Origin of the sequence: Lysinibacillus sp. ACHW1.5 (genome assembly GCF_022014815.1) — a bacterium.
GTDB lineage: Bacteria > Bacillota > Bacilli > Bacillales_A > Planococcaceae > Lysinibacillus > Lysinibacillus capsici.
In genome coordinates, this window is record NZ_CP091777.1 from 279,034 (window position 1) to 294,313 (window position 15,280).

A 15,280-nucleotide genomic window follows, 5' to 3' on the forward strand; every position below is an offset into this window, starting at 1 on the left:
TTATGCTAATAGAAAAGGAAGTGTTTCTATTGAAAATTGCTCGTCTTATCTTCTTCATATTATTCTTAAGTTTAGCTTTTGTATCGATTAAACTTTCAATCAAAACAGATGAAAGGAATTATGATTGGCGTAATAACTCTGATGGTACAGTGACCATTATTCATTACAATGGTCCACATATGGAATTTCCCTTTCCAAGCCGTTTAAATGGCAAAAAAGTTGCTAAAGTAAGCTCAGGGATTTTTCAGAAAAGGGATATATACAGCTTTTTACCAAATGTTTATTAGTTAAAGACATACTCTGTGTCAAAAAAAGAAATGTATTGTATTTCTCATCATTTTCTAATTAGACTTTCACCACTTGTATCGTATACGATGAAAAGAAAAGGCGAAGGACGGATTCGACATGACACATCGAATTTTAATTATAGAAGATGAAGAAAATATTGCGAGAGTGCTACAACTGGAGCTTCAATTTGAAGGATATGAGGCAGCGATGGCCCATACAGGAGCAGAAGGCTTACTACAATACCGTGAGCAGCAATGGGATTTAATTTTACTTGATATCATGCTACCTGAGATGAGTGGTATTGATGTGCTAAAGCGTATTCGTGCAACAGAATCCCAAACACCTGTTATCATGCTAACTGCCAAAAGTGAAGTAGAGGATAAGGTAAAGGGCTTGGATTTAGGAGCCAATGATTACGTGACAAAGCCTTTTGAAATTGAGGAGCTACTGGCACGAATTCGCAATGCATTACGGTTTTCGCAGAAGGTGAGTCCAAAGCAAGTTGCACTTACATTTGGCCATTTATCGATAAACGAGCAAACAAGGGAAGTTGTATATTTTGATAAGGAAATTCAGCTGACACCTCGTGAGTATGATTTGTTGTTCTATTTACTAAAGCATCCTAAACAAGTACTGACAAGGGAGCAAATATTAGAGGCTGTGTGGGGCTATGATTATTATGGGGATACAAATGTTGTGGATGTTTATATACGTTATGTCCGACAAAAGCTTGAGGCTGCTAATCCAACACCTCTTATTCAGACAATTCGAGGTGTTGGATATGTGCTAAAGGAACATCGTTATGAGACTTAAAACAAAAATTCATCTACTAACAACATTGCTTATGCTAGTTATTGTAGTGGCAACAAATAGTGGAATTTATTTGTTGTATGAGAAATTTGCCTATGATACGGAATATAATCAGCTCCAGTCACGGGCAAATGATTTAAGCTCTACACTGAGTCAGTTAAATGCACAAACCAACCTACAGCAAGTATTAAGAGCTTATATGCCCACAGAGGGTGCTGTTTATATTTATGATGGTGAACGCTTGAAAACAAAGGTTCAAGCTACCCTTGAAATGCAAGAAGTCCCTGCCATTACCTACACTATGCCTGCTATTTGGATCGACGGAACGGTAGTGGATATAACATTACAGCAATCTATGGAAGAAGTAGAACGGACATTAGATTTGTTAAAGGTCATCTTAGTTGTTGTATCTGTCGTGGCAACGATTCCAATTTTCCTAGCGAGCTTGGTACTTGGGCGACTTATTTTATTACCGCTAGAACGTTTAAATGAGACCATGCGCAAAAGTGCATCTACTGGGAAATATGAAAAAATAGATACTACAGAAAAAGGTGGCGACGAGTTAACAAACATTAACCGTACTTTTAATATGATGATGGAGAAGCTTGAACAACATTATCAAAAGCAACAAGAATTCGTATCAAATGCCTCCCATGAGTTAAAAACCCCTATAACTGTCATTGAAAGTTATGCAAAACTCCTCCTAAGAAGGGGTTTTGATAATCGGGAGGTTGCTCAGGAATCCTTACAAGCCATTGCCAATGAATCATCTCGTATGCATGAAATGGTGTTGCAATTGCTAGAACTAGCTAAAAACAAAGAGCAATTGGACGTTCATTTCGAACAACTAGAGCTTGCCCCTTTCTTAAATAAAGTAGCTTCACAAATGGAACAGGCTTATCATCGAACATTTAGAATTGATGCGCAGATTCCAAAATTTATTTATAGTGATGAAAAAATATTGAAGCAACTACTTTTTATTTTGCTGGATAATGCTAGGAAATATAGTAAGGATGAAGTACGTATTCAAGTCACCGAAACAACCAATCAAGTACGTATTACCATCCAAGATTTTGGTATGGGTATTCCAGTCGAGCATATTCCTCATTTGTTTGAGCGTTTTTATCGTGTAACAGAGGATCGTAATCGTAAAACAGGAGGTTCAGGGCTAGGGCTAGCAATAGCGCATGAACTGGCACAACAATTAGGTATAACGATAGATGTGAAAAGTAAGCTTGGGGAAGGCTCAAGCTTTACTTTATGTATACCAAAGGAGGAACAGCAATGAAAAAGTGGATGTTAGTAATTGTTGTTATTATCCTTTTTTGTAGTGGAGTAATTTGGTTTGTTCAACATCGTTATTTTTACGTTCAACCTCTTAGTGAAGCGCAGGCTATTCGGCATATTGAGACTATCTACAATGGTCATGTTACACAGGTTGAAAAACAAGGAAATACCTTTGAAATGCTTTTTACGCGTGACGATGTCAAGTATGCAGCTATACTCGATGTTACGACACAACAGGTGACTGATCTTATCCTGAAAGAAGGACATAGTAAATTACTATTAACAGAAAAGCAGATCAGACAAATGGTTAAAAAGGAGTATGGAGATGTAGAAAGCGTTATGCTTACAGACTCCATTTACACTGTACGTGTTGAAAATGAGGAAATTCAAAAGGATTTAACGTTTGATGGTTATACTGGCGAACTACTGGCTGAGAAAAAGGTTGAGCCACAAGAACAACCTATCGAAGAGCCTATTATAACTGAGCAACAGGCCATTCAAATAGCTCTTAAGCAATTAAAGGGTGAAGTGGATTCAGTTGATTTTGAAGAAACCTCAGAGGGTGGTTATTATTTAGTTGAGATTGAAACGCAGGAGGACGAAGCTACATTTCAAATTCATGCTGTTTCAGGAAAAGTACTGTCTGTAACATGGGATGACGATCATTAAATCATTCTCATGAAATTCTAATGTTCCTCTTATAGTTCTATCATCTTCACTTGGTAAGCTAAGTTTAGATAAAACAAAGGAGAGATGAACATGAAAAAAATGATCATGATTCCCGCACTAGTAATGACACTTGGAGTGGGTGCAGCGATTGGCTCGACGACTTTATTATCAGGAAATGCCCAAGAAAAAAAGGTCTTATCCATGCAGGAAATTGAGAAGAAAGCTCTAGCGGTAGTGGATGGTACAGTTGCCAATATCGAATTTGACCAAAATCAGTTTAGCTCTATTTATGAAGTAGAGGTGTATAAAGATACAGTAGAATATGATTTAAAATTTGATGCGTATAGTGGAAAATTACTCAAGCAGAAAAAGGAACGTCTAGATGACGATGAATGGGATGATATTCCTGCTACGACTGCTACAACAAAAATAATTACAAAAGAGCAGGCTATCAAGACAGCCCAAACAAAAGCAAAGGGTAAAGTGACAAAAGTTAAGCTTGATGATGGTGTATATGAAATTGAACTGAAAGACGGTCAATATGAATACGAAGTAGATGTGGATGCGGTCTCTGGGAACATTATCGACTTTGAACAAGGCTTTGATGACTAATTTAATGAGCTGTCTTAAAGGTAAAATATACCTTTAAGGCAGTTTTATTGTTTATATTGTGGGTATTGACTAGGTATTCAGGAAATTTTCTTTAAGAAGCGGTTATTTATATGTTCAAAAAAGCCTATGCTTTTACTCAAAAAAGAGAAAAATTTTCTTCTTTACTTTTTTAATTAGCAGGCGTAATATGACATCATTATAAAAGTTTCAAATTTCTAAATCGCTGAAGCAACTAAACGCGGGGGAACCAATTTTGATGGATGGCATAGCCATTCTTGGGGTGAATCTCTTCCTTGTGGAGGAGTAGGGCTACTCAGGCCCGAATCCGACAGCTAACCTCGTAAGCGTTAAGAGCAGAAAAGTGGAGCTTGGCAGACGGATGAGCGTCTACAAGTCTTATTTAGTGATGACTTGTAGGCGTTTTTTGATGTAATTTAGAAAGGCGAAACACATTCTATGAAACTAGAAGGTGTTTATCAATGAAGTCCTCATTCAAACGTTATGTAATCGGCAAACCATTAAGATCCGATGCGTTAGGGGAACAAAAGCTCAGTAAAACAAAGGCACTGGCCATATTATCGTCAGATGCATTGTCATCAGTAGCCTATGGACCAGAACAAATTTTAATTGTCCTAATGACGGTAGGTACAATGGCATTTTGGTATTCTTTACCTATTGCCGCTGGAGTGGTTATTCTACTCGTGGCACTGATTTTATCCTATCGTCAAGTTATCTTCGCCTATCCACATGGGGGAGGCGCCTATGTCGTATCACGAGAAAATTTAGGCGTGAATGCAGGTCTTGTTGCAGGGGGTTCTTTGCTTGTTGATTATATTTTAACGGTAGCAGTAAGTGTGTCGGCCGGGACAGATGCCATTACATCTGCATTTCCAAGTCTTCATGCTTATAATGTACCCATTGCTATTATATTTGTGATTTTCTTAACGATTTTAAACTTGCGAGGTGTAACAGAGTCAGCTTCTATCTTGGCGTACCCAGTTTATCTATTTGTAGGCGTTATGCTGTTGCTAATCGGGATTGGGCTCTATAATGTGGCAACTGGACAGGTGCCTGCAGAGCTACATCCAAAGATTGGCACACCAGTGGCAGGGATTAGCCTATTTATTTTATTAAAGGCATTTGCTTCAGGAAGCTCAGCGTTAACTGGAGTAGAGGCTATTTCTAACGCCATACCTAATTTTAGAAATCCTGCTCCAAATAATGCTGCTAAAACGCTTTTAGCAATGGGTGCCATTTTAGCCGTTTTATTCATCGGGATTGTTAGTCTAGCTTATTTTTATGGCGTTGCACCAACAGCAGAAGCAACAGTCGTTTCCCAACTAGCAGAAGCTAGTGTTGGTCGGAATTTCCTTTATTATATTGTACAGGGGACTACGGCAATGATTTTAGTACTTGCCGCAAACACAGGATACTCAGCTTTTCCCTTGCTTGCTGTGAATTTATCGAAGGATGGTTTTATCCCACGAATTTTCCAAATTCGTGGGGACCGTCTTGGCTATTCAAATGGTATTTTAATGCTAGGTATTGCAGCCATTTTTTTAATTATCCTTTTTGACGGGGCCACAGAGCATTTAATTCCGCTCTATGCAGTAGGCGTATTTATTCCCTTTACATTAGCGCAAACGGGAATGATGAGAAAATGGTGGCACGAAAAACCTAAAGGCTGGGTAGCAAGATTTACAATCAATACAATTGGGGCTGCTATCTCTTTCATCGTGGCAATGATGTTTTTTGTGACAAAAATGCCTCAAGTATGGCCAGTGTTTATCTTTTTACCAATTATTATTTTTGTATTCCATCGCATTAAGCAACATTATCAAGCTGTTGGAGAACAGTTAAGATTAAATCATGAGGAACTGGCTACTATTGAGGGGAATGTTTTCATTGTGCCAGTAGCTGGTATAACAAAGGTGGTTGAAAACTCCCTACATTATGCCAAATCACTTAAGGTTGATAAAGTGATAGCCTTTTACGTAGCTTTCGATCAAGCAGATGCAAAAGCTTTTGAAGAGAAGTGGAACGCCTGGCAACCTGATGTACGATTAGTTACCTACTATTCACCATATCGCAGCATTACACAGCCATTAATTAAATTTATTGATAAAGTAGAACATCAATGTACGAAGACAGGTCATAAAGTTACAGTTGTTATCCCTCAATTCTTACCGAAAAAAGGGTGGCATCATATGCTACACAACCAATCGAGTCTTCTCATTCGTACATCACTGTTATTTCACAGAAATGTCGTCATTATGACAGTACCGTTCCATTTATCAAAATAATGCTAGCAAGCTAGAAAATAGTCTGTTATAATCAGTACGTTGATTGAAAACACGAACGTTTACAATTAAAAAGTTCCAGAATGCCATTAAATTCCGAAAAATCAAACTTTTTTTGGTGAGAGATAGTAGCCCTTACCGAATAAAGTGATAAATTGGTTATTCTGATAGTTTCATACAAATCCACTCATATAATAGCGAGAATAGGGCTCGCAAGTTTCTACCGATTTACCGTAAATGAATCGACTATGGGTAGCAATGCTTTTAGAGAACTTCAATTTAATGATGTTTTCTATTCATTTCGACGTTTTTGCGCTGAATGCTTTGCTCCACTCGTAGCAGAATGGAATCAAAGTATTCAGCGTTTTTTTATAATTTTTTACGAAAGAAGGATATGAAAGAAATGAAGTTATTACAAGACAAAATTATGCAAGAGGGTAAAGTATTATCTTCATCCGTATTAAAGGTTGATTCATTTTTAAACCATCAAATTGATCCGATGCTAATGAAGGAAATTGGTCATGAATTTGCAAATCGTTTCTCTGATCAAGTGATTACAAAGATTTTAACAATAGAATCTTCAGGTATTGCCCCATCCGTGATGTTAGGCTTAGAAATTGGCGCGCCTGTCGTGTTTGCTCGTAAACGTAAATCATTAACTCTTTCAGATAACCTTTATTCTTCAAAGGTACATTCATTCACAAAAAATGAAACAAATGAGATCTCTGTCTCACGTAATTTCTTAAGCGAAGATGACAATATTTTAATCGTAGATGATTTCTTAGCTAATGGTGAGGCTGTCAAAGGCTTACTTGATATTGCTGCACAAGCGGGTGCGAATGTTGTAGGAGTTGGAATTGTTATTGAAAAGGGCTTCCAAGATGGCGGAAAACTATTGCGTGAGCAAGGTGTTCGCGTTGAGTCATTAGCAATAGTAGATTCTCTTGAAGATGGCAAAGTAACATTTGCTACGGAGGCTCGCGCGTAATGAATACCTTTAAATCGACTGCGCTAGCGATTCAACATTTACTTGCAATGTATGCTGGAGCCATCTTAGTGCCACTGATTATCGGTGGGGCAATTGGCTTCGATTCAACACAAATGACGTATTTAGTAGCGATTGATATTATGATGTGCGGGATCGCTACACTTTTACAGGTTTATTCAGGTAAATTCATTGGTATTGGCTTACCTGTAGTACTTGGCTGTACATTCACAGCGGTAAGTCCAATTATTGCGATTGGTACAAACCCAGAGCAGGGTATTACGGACATTTATGGTTCTATTATTGCCTCTGGTGTAATTGTAATGATAATTGCGGGCTTCTTCGGCAAGCTTGTGAAATTCTTCCCACCAGTCGTAACAGGGTCAGTTGTTTCAATTATCGGTATTTCCTTATTACCAGTAGCATTAAACAATATGGCAGGTGGACAAGGTGCTGAGGATTTTGCCTCTGCTTCTAATGTAGCCTTAGCCTTTATTACATTGGTTATCATTTTAGTCGTTTATCGCTTTTCTACAGGCTTTGTTCGCGCTATTTCTATTCTGATCGGATTAGTAGTAGGTACTGTTTTAGGTGCCTTCATGGACAAGGTGGATTTCACCCCAGTTGCAGATGCTAATGTATTTCACATGGTACAACCTTTCTACTTTGGCATGCCAACATTTGATGTAACGGCGATTATTACCATGACACTTGTAGCAATGGTATCTTTAGTAGAATCATCTGGTGTCTATTTTGCGCTAAGTGATATTTGTAATAAAAAATTAGATTCAAAAGATTTGGCTCGTGGCTACCGTTCAGAAGGTCTAGCTTCAGTAATCGGTGGTATTTTCAATGCCTTCCCATACACAACATTCTCACAAAACGTGGGACTAACTCGTATGTCAGGCGTTAAGGACCGTAAAGTCATTTACATCACAGGTGGTCTACTTGTAGCATTAGGCTTCCTACCAAAAATCGCAGCATTAACAACGATTATTCCAACATCTGTACTAGGTGCGGCAATGCTTGCGATGTTCGGTATGGTGATTACACAAGGTATGGGCATGCTTGTACCTGTTATGAATGAATCAGCAGAAAACGCAATGATTGCAGCGATTGCAGTAAGTTTAGGTGTCGGTGTATCCGTTGTTCCTGGCATTTTTGATGCACTGCCAACAAGCGTTTCAATCTTAACGTCAAATGGTATTGTTTGTGGTTCAGTCACAGCGATTATCCTAAATATTTTATTCAACATGATTGGGCCGAAGCATAAAAAAGACCCGATGCATGGGGAAGTTTAAAAAGATAATTAAATAACATTCATCTAAATATTTTACATATTTTGATGAAAAGAATAGTGTCATCTACTTTTATCTATTGATATAGATTTAAGGAGGTGGCATTTTTTTGTCGTAATAGATTAAACTATTGATTATGATTTTAGATTAAAATTTGTTCCGTTAAAATAACTTTAGACAGTCATCTTGAATGTTTAACATTAGACTAAAAGGGAATGTAAAATAGAGTTGTTGAAATCACATGTAACTCTCTCTTTCAACATATACTTATATAAAAACTACTCTCAGAAAGGTCTAGCATAAATGCAAAGTATTGTTTTAATTTTAATTCTACAATTAGTATATGTACCTTTTTTAACATTACGAACTATATTTTTAGTAAAGAATATCACGTTCCTTGCTGCGATATTTGGGATGCTGGAGATGTTGGTGTATGTATTTGGCCTTTCACTCGTTTTTAGTGGGAAGCAAAGTATGTTATCTATGGTTGTCTATGCAGTTGGGTTTGGATTAGGTATATTTTTAGGAGCAAAAATAGAACGAAAGCTAGCGATAGGCTATGTTTATACAACCATTAATACGCAAAATAAAAATGAAGAGCTTGTGAAATTTCTTCGCCACGAAGGGTTTGCAGTCACGATTTATATAGGAGAAGGGCGAGATAGTAACCGCTATAAATATGAGATCTTAACGAAGAGGAATCGTGAAGGAGAGCTCTTTCAAATAGTAGAGCAATTTGAGCCGAATGCGTTTATTATCTCGTATGAGCCTAAATCATTTAAGGGCGGCTTTTTACTTGCTCGTATGAAGGCCAAGCAAAAATAATAGTCAATATGAGAGGACCTTCGCTAAAAGCGAAGGTCCCTTTTTACATTTTTGTTTCAACCCAGTTTTTGAATAAGTCATAATCTGTATAGACGGTTTCTTTGTAACTCATTGCTTGTAAAATTGTATGTTCTATAAATACATTTCGTTCTTTACCGATCGCTTTTAAAATCTCCTCCTCGCTGTGATAGGTAAAAACATAAGAATAATCGATGTCAGCTCGTGCATGTATTTTAGCGGCGATTTTCCCCATAAGTGATGTTGTTGTAAAGTAATCCTCTACATCCTTATAGTTTTTAGGCTTAATCTTCTTTTTATAAGGAGAACGTTCTCGAATATAAAATTCCTGACCATTCATTGTAATAAAGGCTAAATGTGGATCCTCTAAGTGGTGCATGGCTTTTTGAGTTCCAACTACTCGTGCTCCTTGGTGCTCATAATGAGCCCAAAACAGATCCTGATAGGGAAGAAAGTAGGCAGGAATGGCTGTGCGTACTTCTTTCATTTCTAACACTAAATTTTCAACCCCTGATGCACCCTTTTCATCTTCCACTAAAATATAGTAACGTTTTAAACCGATAGAAGCTGTCCCAGAGCCATACTTATAAGCTATGTCCCTAATTTTATAAGTAGAAAGTGCGTTTGAAATGGCACTGTATTCCTCAACAGTGACTGGTTGAATTTCTTCACTCCATAAGAAAGCACGTTCGCCATCTTCATTGAGATACGTAATATCTTGTAAAAAGTAAGATCTTTGGCGTTTTTCAAGCTTTTTCAATAACCTCTTTGCGGGTCCCTTTGTATTATCTTTTGTGAAAATGAGTGTTAGAGGATCATCCTGTTTACGCTCAAATCGTTTTAGTTGATTGATATAACTATTAAGAAAATGTTGAATAGCCTTTTCTTGAGTTGTTTTATGTAAGTCTTGTTCTTCTAAATAAAGTGCAATACTAATACTCATACGAATAATATCGTATAAATAAGAACCGACATAGCCCTCATCGAAATCATTGACATCAAAAACAATGGAGCCTGCTTCATTTTGAAAAGCACCGAAGTTATCCATATGCATGTCACCTTGAATCCAAGTCGGTTTTCTATCAGGAGTATGGAAGATTGAAGCGGATTTTGTCATATCAAAATAAAAGAGATAGGCACTCCCACGGAAAAAGCGAAAAGGACTTTCAAGCATTTTACGGTATTTCTCCAAGCGCTGTACCTCTGTTAAGCGCATTCGTTGACCATCAAACTCTTCAAAGATTGTTTCCAATTGTTCTTGTCTTAAAAAAGTTCTAGTATGTTTAACTTGTTCCAATAATGCATGCTCCATATCATAATCCCCTTTGTTAATTTAAAATTTATCTGTATATACGGAAATAAATTGAATAAGTTTCGAAGAAATTTAGCAAATACACTCGATAAAAATGGCTAATCATCTAAGGTTATTTCATAACATGTTCAATAACCTATTTTCATACTATAAGACATGCATAGACACGGAGGGGGGTTGTATGTATTTCTTTACAAAAAGTCTAGTTATTATAATAGGAAGTATTTCATTGTCGTTAGGAATAAACTTATTTTTAACGCCCTATGAAATTTTAGATGGGGGAGTAGTAGGGTTAGCGCTAATATTACATTATTTATATAAGCTCCAAATTGGTTTAATGATTATTATCATTAGTATTCCAATTTTTATTATTGCGTGGTTTAAATATAAAACCTATTTTTACAATAGTATACATGGCTTACTAACGTCTTCCTTCATTATCGATTTTTTAAAGCCTGTCCGCAATCTTGTGCAAATTGATGCGCTCTATAGTGCCATTCTTGGAGGAATACTTGTAGGCTTTGGTATTGGTCTAATGCTGCGATTTCAGACAAGCACAGGGGGGACTGACTTGATAGCACAATTTATCTGTGATAAAACGGGTATCAATGTTGGGATATTAATATTTTTTATTGATTCCATCGTGATTGTTATAGGTGGCTTTCTCCTATCCACCTCGACCTTGCTATTATCTATAATTACAGTGCTAGTTGTGGGGATTACGACAAGCATTATTACTAGTCGAGTTTAATAAACATAAAAAAAGTTCCAGTATAAACTGAAACTATTTTGGGGTCTGATTATCGAGTGCTTTCATTAGCTTCTTTTTTGGATGTGCGGGTTTCACTTCGGCAATTAGTATAGCTAGTAAAATAAGGACAGCACCAACGACCATACGGTTTGTTAGCATTTCATGCAAGAAGATAACGGATAAAACCATGCCGAAAAAAGATTCCGTTGATAGTATAATCGCAGCCTTTGTGGCAGTTGTATATTGATTGGCCACATTTTGGAAAAGATAAGCTATTGTTGTAGAAAAAATCCCTAAATAAACAAGCGAGTAAATTGCCTCTTTTTCAAGTGACGTAGGAATTTCACCCTGACTAATGACAACGAGAACACCTATGAAGGATGCTGTGAGAAACTGAATAATAGTTAGAGCAATGGCATCTTCTTTTTGAACAAAAAGGTTTGTACAAAAGATATCAAAGGCAAAAGCAACAGCACAAGCTAATGATAGGGCATCACCTATATTCATTGTCAATGAGCCTTGTAATGATAAAAAGCCAATGCCCACAATTGCCATTATCGAACCAATGATTTCGTAGCCATCGATACGCCGTTTATAAACGGCATATGCTATTAAAGGAACAATAATGACATTAACTGCGGTTAAAAAGGCATTTTTAGATGGTGTTGTATATTGCAGTCCGACTGTTTGAAGGGCAAACGCTATATACAAAATCGTACCTAATAAAGCTCCCTTCCAAATTACTGATCTCGAAGCCTTTTTTAAGCGGGCGCCAAATAAAACGCTTAATATGATTGAAGCTAATAAAAATCTGCCAGCCATTACTTGATATGCTGTTAAATATTCTAGAGCAATGGCCGTTACAACAAATCCACTACCCCACACGATTGCAGTAACTAATAACATGCCATCAGCTATGTAAGTTTTCATGTGTTCTTCCTCCTAACTTCAATAGAATAGCATAAGAGAGAAGAAAAGAATTTGATTTTATTTCTAAATATTCAGGCGTTTTTTTGTACTTATTCCAAAGCGATTAGTCACTGGTCATTTTGCTATGTAATAAGTACAATTTAACGGCTGCAGCTAGGCGTTCATAAAAAACATAATCATTATCTATGGGGGCTACTAGCTGACGTATTTTAGCCATACGATAGCGAATTGTATTTGGATGACAGAATTGTGCTACAGCAACTTCCTTAATATTTCCTTTTTTAATGATATAAGTTATGGCAGTCTCCATTAAATCTGGATCAGCCTTATCATCAAATAGAGGGGCTAAAAAGGAGGTAACATAGTCCATAGCGAATGCTGCATCTTTACGGTATAACTCGATTAATAAACAATCAGACGCGAGATTCTTATAATGACAGCTAGGGAGCATATCGATTTCAGCGAAAATACTGGCAAAAAAGGCTTCGCGTAATGCCAATGGGAATCCTGTCTGGGCATCATTACAACTGCTATAGCCGAAAGTGATTGTATCAGTGGGTATGGCGTATAATGTTAGCCATTCATGTAAAACCCTTTCAAATTGGAATTGCTGAGATGGATGTGTCATGATGATAAATAGACTTTTTTTATAAGAACAAATCATACCCGATTTTAATAGTGGCTCCAACGAGTAAAAGGGCTGCATCCAGTTCGGATGGATTGTGTCACCAGCTCGTAGATTTGCTATAAATACATATTTTTCAAAGGGCTTATTGAGCTGTTGTAAAATGGATTTGATTTGCTCCTGTGTTACATCTTCCTCCACTAACCTTCGTAAAATCGTTTCTATAAAATAGGAATAATCCTGTGTCTTAGCATAAGCCATCGTTTCTAAAATGATTTTTTCAAAAAACTCATCCCCACCAAAGCGCAATATAGGGAAATTATGCTGCTCTGCATACGACAAAACTTCTTCAGGTAATTCCTTAAAAATAACAGGCTTATAAGCTAAAGCACTAGCCCCAAGCTCAATTAGATTTTTAACAGCATTGAATAAATACTCAGGCTTTTGCTTAGCAAATAATAAACTACTTAACACAACACTGTTGGGTGTAAAGATAGTATCTCTGACATGGTGGATGTCAGGTGAAAATTCAAAGTCTAATATTTCTACATTTTGAACAGCTTTATTTAAGCCGTTGTGACCCGCTATAACAGTGAAGTCTTTGGTAATAGGTAATTGTAAAAATTTCTCTACATTCATGAGTGGATCATTGCCTTTCCTGTAGTAAGCTTCTAGCTTCTATTATAAAATTACTTGTTCATAAAAAACCATTAGTATGAATGCTAACAGGTTTCCCCCATAAAAAAATCTGCTCATTCAGTGGTATACCGTGAAGTGAGCAGATTTCTAGTGCTTATCGTTTAGATATTAGCAAAAATATTTGGTTTTCTATTTCTCTGTGGATTTGCTTGCTCAACAGCATAGCCTACATTTAAAATGCGTCCTTCTTTAAAGGCTGGGCCAATAATTTGTAGACCTATTGGTAAGTTTCCTTTAAAGCCACAAGGAACCGAGAGGGCAGGTAAGCCTGTTAAGTTACTAGGGCCTGTAAAGCGGATAATATTATCAATTAAATCTACTTTTTGACCGTTTAACTCTGCAAAATCATCCCCAATTGTACTGGCTACAACAGGTAGGGTAGGGGAAATGAGCACATCTACCTTATTAAAAATCTCTGTAAACTCCTGCTTGATTTGACGACGTACCTGTTGAGCCTGCAAGTAATCGACTGCAGAAGGTAACTCACCAAGCTCAAATAGCAGACGAATATCGTCACCAAAATCTTGTGGTCTCTTTTGTAAATCTGAATGGTGTATAGCTGCTGCCTCTGAAAGAGACGTCACAAGCTCTGCCCATTCTGCATAATGTAGGGAAGGAATACGCACCACTTCTACTTTAGCGCCTGAATCCACTAAGCTTTGAATACTTGCTCTAACAGCCTTCTCTACATCAGCATCAACATTATTAAAGAAATATTCTTCATTGATACCAATCACTAGATCTTTGATATTGCCAGTAAGCTGCTTCTCATAGTTGTCTACTGGAACATTCACGCAAGTAGGGTCTCGATGATCAAAACCAGCAATGACTTCGAGCAAGCCCGCTGCATCCTTAACTGTCTTTGTCATCGGACCAATATGGTCTAAGCTCCATGCTAGCGGGTAGCAGCCGTATTTACTTACACGACCGTGTGTAGGTTTTAAACCTACAATGCCGCAAGCAGAAGATGGAATTCGAATAGAGCCTGCTGTATCTGTCCCTAGTGAAGCAACACTTGCTCCAGCTGCAACAGCCGCACCAGAGCCTCCACTTGAACCACCAGGAATTTTATCTAAGTCCCATGGGTTACGAACAGGGCCGTAATGAGGGTTGTTATTGGTAATTCCCCATGCATATTCATGCATACTTAATTTCCCAGTGAAAATAACACCAGCATCACGTAGCTTTTCAACCACTGTCGCATCATAATCAGAAACGAAGTCCTTATGAATTTTTGAGGACATCGTTGTTATTTTATCTTTAAAATACAAGTTGTCCTTTAAGGCCATAGGTATCCCATGATACATACCCTTATAATGACCTTGGAGAATCTCCTGTTCAACTTCTTTTGCCCTTGCTAAGGCTTCTTCCCGATAAAAAGCCATATAGGAATTAATTTTAGGCTGACTTTCCTCAGCAAAATCTAAAATAGCTTTCGTTAATTCCACGGGAGATAGCGACTTTGATGCAAGTAAAGGTGCCAACTCTTCAACAGATTTTAAATGTAAATCAGTTGTCAATGTGATCACCTCCAGGAATACTACGTACAGCGATGTCTGCATCATCAATCGCAATACCTTCTAAATTGCTGCGAAGTGACTGCATACCTTCCCAGCGTGTTTTTAATAGTTCAAGGTGTTCAGGTTTCGGTGTAATTCCTTTGTTCTCCAATAATTGTTGAATAGACAAGCTCATTAACAGGATCCTCCCTTGAATAATTTTTATCTAAATAGGTTTCCCTATTAAGACCAATACAGTAAAAACACAAAAAAATATAATAGGTAATATAAACCTATTATTACAATCATACACTAATATCATTTTATATCAAATAAATTATTTGTAATAGTTTTAATATTGTGAAATATTAA

At 37.1% G+C, this 15,280-nt stretch carries 15 protein-coding genes and 2 riboswitches; of the genes, 10 read left to right on the forward strand and 5 right to left on the reverse strand.

Annotation, left to right across the window (positions count from 1 at the left end; all coding sequences use genetic code 11):
• The first annotated feature begins 2 nt into the window (after positions 1-2).
• The 9 genes from L6W14_RS01340 to L6W14_RS01380 all read left to right on the forward strand — a co-directional run bounded on the left by L6W14_RS01340 (position 3) and on the right by L6W14_RS01380 (position 9,074).
• Positions 3-287, forward strand: coding sequence for a hypothetical protein (locus tag L6W14_RS01340; RefSeq protein ID WP_237899117.1), 285 nt, complete (start codon positions 3-5; stop codon positions 285-287).
• A 118-nt stretch (positions 288-405) separates the two neighbouring features.
• Positions 406-1,101 carry a response regulator transcription factor gene (locus L6W14_RS01345; RefSeq protein WP_131522389.1) on the forward strand — a complete coding sequence of 232 codons (696 nt, stop codon included), beginning with the start codon at positions 406-408 and terminating at the stop codon, positions 1,099-1,101.
• The gene (locus L6W14_RS01350) at positions 1,091-2,386 is read left to right on the forward strand and encodes a HAMP domain-containing sensor histidine kinase (RefSeq protein ID WP_237899118.1); all 1,296 of its coding nucleotides are present in this window, start codon (positions 1,091-1,093) and stop codon (positions 2,384-2,386) included. The genes L6W14_RS01345 and L6W14_RS01350 overlap by 11 nt, the downstream gene beginning before the upstream one ends.
• Positions 2,383-3,054: a PepSY domain-containing protein gene (locus L6W14_RS01355; RefSeq protein WP_131522391.1), complete on the forward strand. Its 672-nt coding sequence runs from the start codon at positions 2,383-2,385 to the stop codon at positions 3,052-3,054. Before L6W14_RS01350 ends, L6W14_RS01355 begins: the two co-directional genes overlap by 4 nt.
• Positions 3,055-3,144: 90 nt before the next feature.
• Complete coding sequence (locus tag L6W14_RS01360; protein WP_237899124.1) at positions 3,145-3,666, forward strand: PepSY domain-containing protein; 522 nt, start codon at positions 3,145-3,147, stop codon at positions 3,664-3,666.
• Positions 3,667-3,877: 211 nt separating this feature from the next.
• Positions 3,878-4,027, forward strand: a riboswitch (cyclic di-AMP (ydaO/yuaA leader).
• A gap of 118 nt (positions 4,028-4,145) precedes the next feature.
• On the forward strand, positions 4,146-5,969 hold the full coding sequence (locus tag L6W14_RS01365; RefSeq protein ID WP_237899126.1) for an APC family permease: 1,824 nt from the start codon (positions 4,146-4,148) through the stop codon (positions 5,967-5,969).
• A gap of 164 nt (positions 5,970-6,133) precedes the next feature.
• Positions 6,134-6,235: riboswitch (purine riboswitch) on the forward strand.
• 134 nt (positions 6,236-6,369) lie between these two features.
• Positions 6,370-6,954, forward strand: coding sequence for a xanthine phosphoribosyltransferase (locus L6W14_RS01370; RefSeq protein WP_048391917.1), 585 nt, complete (start codon positions 6,370-6,372; stop codon positions 6,952-6,954).
• On the forward strand, positions 6,954-8,252 hold the full coding sequence (locus L6W14_RS01375; protein ID WP_036075370.1) for a nucleobase:cation symporter-2 family protein: 1,299 nt from the start codon (positions 6,954-6,956) through the stop codon (positions 8,250-8,252). The genes L6W14_RS01370 and L6W14_RS01375 overlap by 1 nt, the downstream gene beginning before the upstream one ends.
• A gap of 300 nt (positions 8,253-8,552) precedes the next feature.
• Entirely contained in the window at positions 8,553-9,074 is a 522-nt protein-coding gene (locus tag L6W14_RS01380) for a DUF2179 domain-containing protein (protein WP_048391915.1), read from the forward strand.
• 43 nt (positions 9,075-9,117) lie between these two features.
• Here the strand turns inward: L6W14_RS01380 and L6W14_RS01385 are convergent, their stop codons facing one another.
• A complete protein-coding gene (locus L6W14_RS01385; protein WP_237899128.1) occupies positions 9,118-10,404 on the reverse strand; it encodes a DUF2252 domain-containing protein in 1,287 nt (428 codons plus the stop codon).
• A gap of 181 nt (positions 10,405-10,585) precedes the next feature.
• Between L6W14_RS01385 and L6W14_RS01390 the strand changes: the two genes are divergently transcribed.
• A complete protein-coding gene (locus tag L6W14_RS01390; RefSeq protein WP_048391911.1) occupies positions 10,586-11,155 on the forward strand; it encodes a YitT family protein in 570 nt (189 codons plus the stop codon).
• Between the two features lie 33 nt (positions 11,156-11,188).
• On the opposite strand, the gene L6W14_RS01395 is transcribed toward L6W14_RS01390, so the two are convergent.
• The 4 genes from L6W14_RS01395 to L6W14_RS01410 form a co-directional block, all read right to left on the reverse strand.
• Complete coding sequence (locus L6W14_RS01395; RefSeq protein ID WP_237899131.1) at positions 11,189-12,085, reverse strand: DMT family transporter; 897 nt, start codon at positions 12,083-12,085, stop codon at positions 11,189-11,191.
• 103 nt (positions 12,086-12,188) lie between these two features.
• Positions 12,189-13,349 (reverse strand): PucR family transcriptional regulator, encoded by a 1,161-nt coding sequence (locus L6W14_RS01400; RefSeq protein WP_237899132.1) that lies wholly within the window; start codon positions 13,347-13,349, stop codon positions 12,189-12,191.
• A 161-nt stretch (positions 13,350-13,510) separates the two neighbouring features.
• Positions 13,511-14,929 carry an amidase gene (locus tag L6W14_RS01405; RefSeq protein WP_237899133.1) on the reverse strand — a complete coding sequence of 473 codons (1,419 nt, stop codon included), beginning with the start codon at positions 14,927-14,929 and terminating at the stop codon, positions 13,511-13,513.
• Positions 14,919-15,104 carry a hypothetical protein gene (locus tag L6W14_RS01410; RefSeq protein WP_009373346.1) on the reverse strand — a complete coding sequence of 62 codons (186 nt, stop codon included), beginning with the start codon at positions 15,102-15,104 and terminating at the stop codon, positions 14,919-14,921. Before L6W14_RS01410 ends, L6W14_RS01405 begins: the two co-directional genes overlap by 11 nt.
• Between the last annotated feature and the right edge of the window lie 176 nt (positions 15,105-15,280).

Bases quoted from the DNA above. Each gene is read 5' to 3' on its own strand.
- L6W14_RS01340 (WP_237899117.1), top strand. From the start codon at position 3: ATGCTAATAGAAAAGGAAGTGTTTCTATTGAAAATTGCTCGTCTTATC.
- L6W14_RS01345 (WP_131522389.1), top strand. From the start codon at position 406: ATGACACATCGAATTTTAATTATAGAAGATGAAGAAAATATTGCGAGA.
- L6W14_RS01350 (WP_237899118.1), top strand. From the start codon at position 1,091: ATGAGACTTAAAACAAAAATTCATCTACTAACAACATTGCTTATGCTA.
- L6W14_RS01355 (WP_131522391.1), top strand. From the start codon at position 2,383: ATGAAAAAGTGGATGTTAGTAATTGTTGTTATTATCCTTTTTTGTAGT.
- L6W14_RS01360 (WP_237899124.1), top strand. From the start codon at position 3,145: ATGAAAAAAATGATCATGATTCCCGCACTAGTAATGACACTTGGAGTG.
- L6W14_RS01365 (WP_237899126.1), top strand. From the start codon at position 4,146: ATGAAGTCCTCATTCAAACGTTATGTAATCGGCAAACCATTAAGATCC.
- L6W14_RS01370 (WP_048391917.1), top strand. From the start codon at position 6,370: ATGAAGTTATTACAAGACAAAATTATGCAAGAGGGTAAAGTATTATCT.
- L6W14_RS01375 (WP_036075370.1), top strand. From the start codon at position 6,954: ATGAATACCTTTAAATCGACTGCGCTAGCGATTCAACATTTACTTGCA.
- L6W14_RS01380 (WP_048391915.1), top strand. From the start codon at position 8,553: ATGCAAAGTATTGTTTTAATTTTAATTCTACAATTAGTATATGTACCT.
- L6W14_RS01385 (WP_237899128.1), bottom strand. From the start codon at position 10,404: ATGGAGCATGCATTATTGGAACAAGTTAAACATACTAGAACTTTTTTA.
- L6W14_RS01390 (WP_048391911.1), top strand. From the start codon at position 10,586: ATGTATTTCTTTACAAAAAGTCTAGTTATTATAATAGGAAGTATTTCA.
- L6W14_RS01395 (WP_237899131.1), bottom strand. From the start codon at position 12,085: ATGAAAACTTACATAGCTGATGGCATGTTATTAGTTACTGCAATCGTG.
- L6W14_RS01400 (WP_237899132.1), bottom strand. From the start codon at position 13,349: ATGAATGTAGAGAAATTTTTACAATTACCTATTACCAAAGACTTCACT.
- L6W14_RS01410 (WP_009373346.1), bottom strand. From the start codon at position 15,104: ATGAGCTTGTCTATTCAACAATTATTGGAGAACAAAGGAATTACACCG.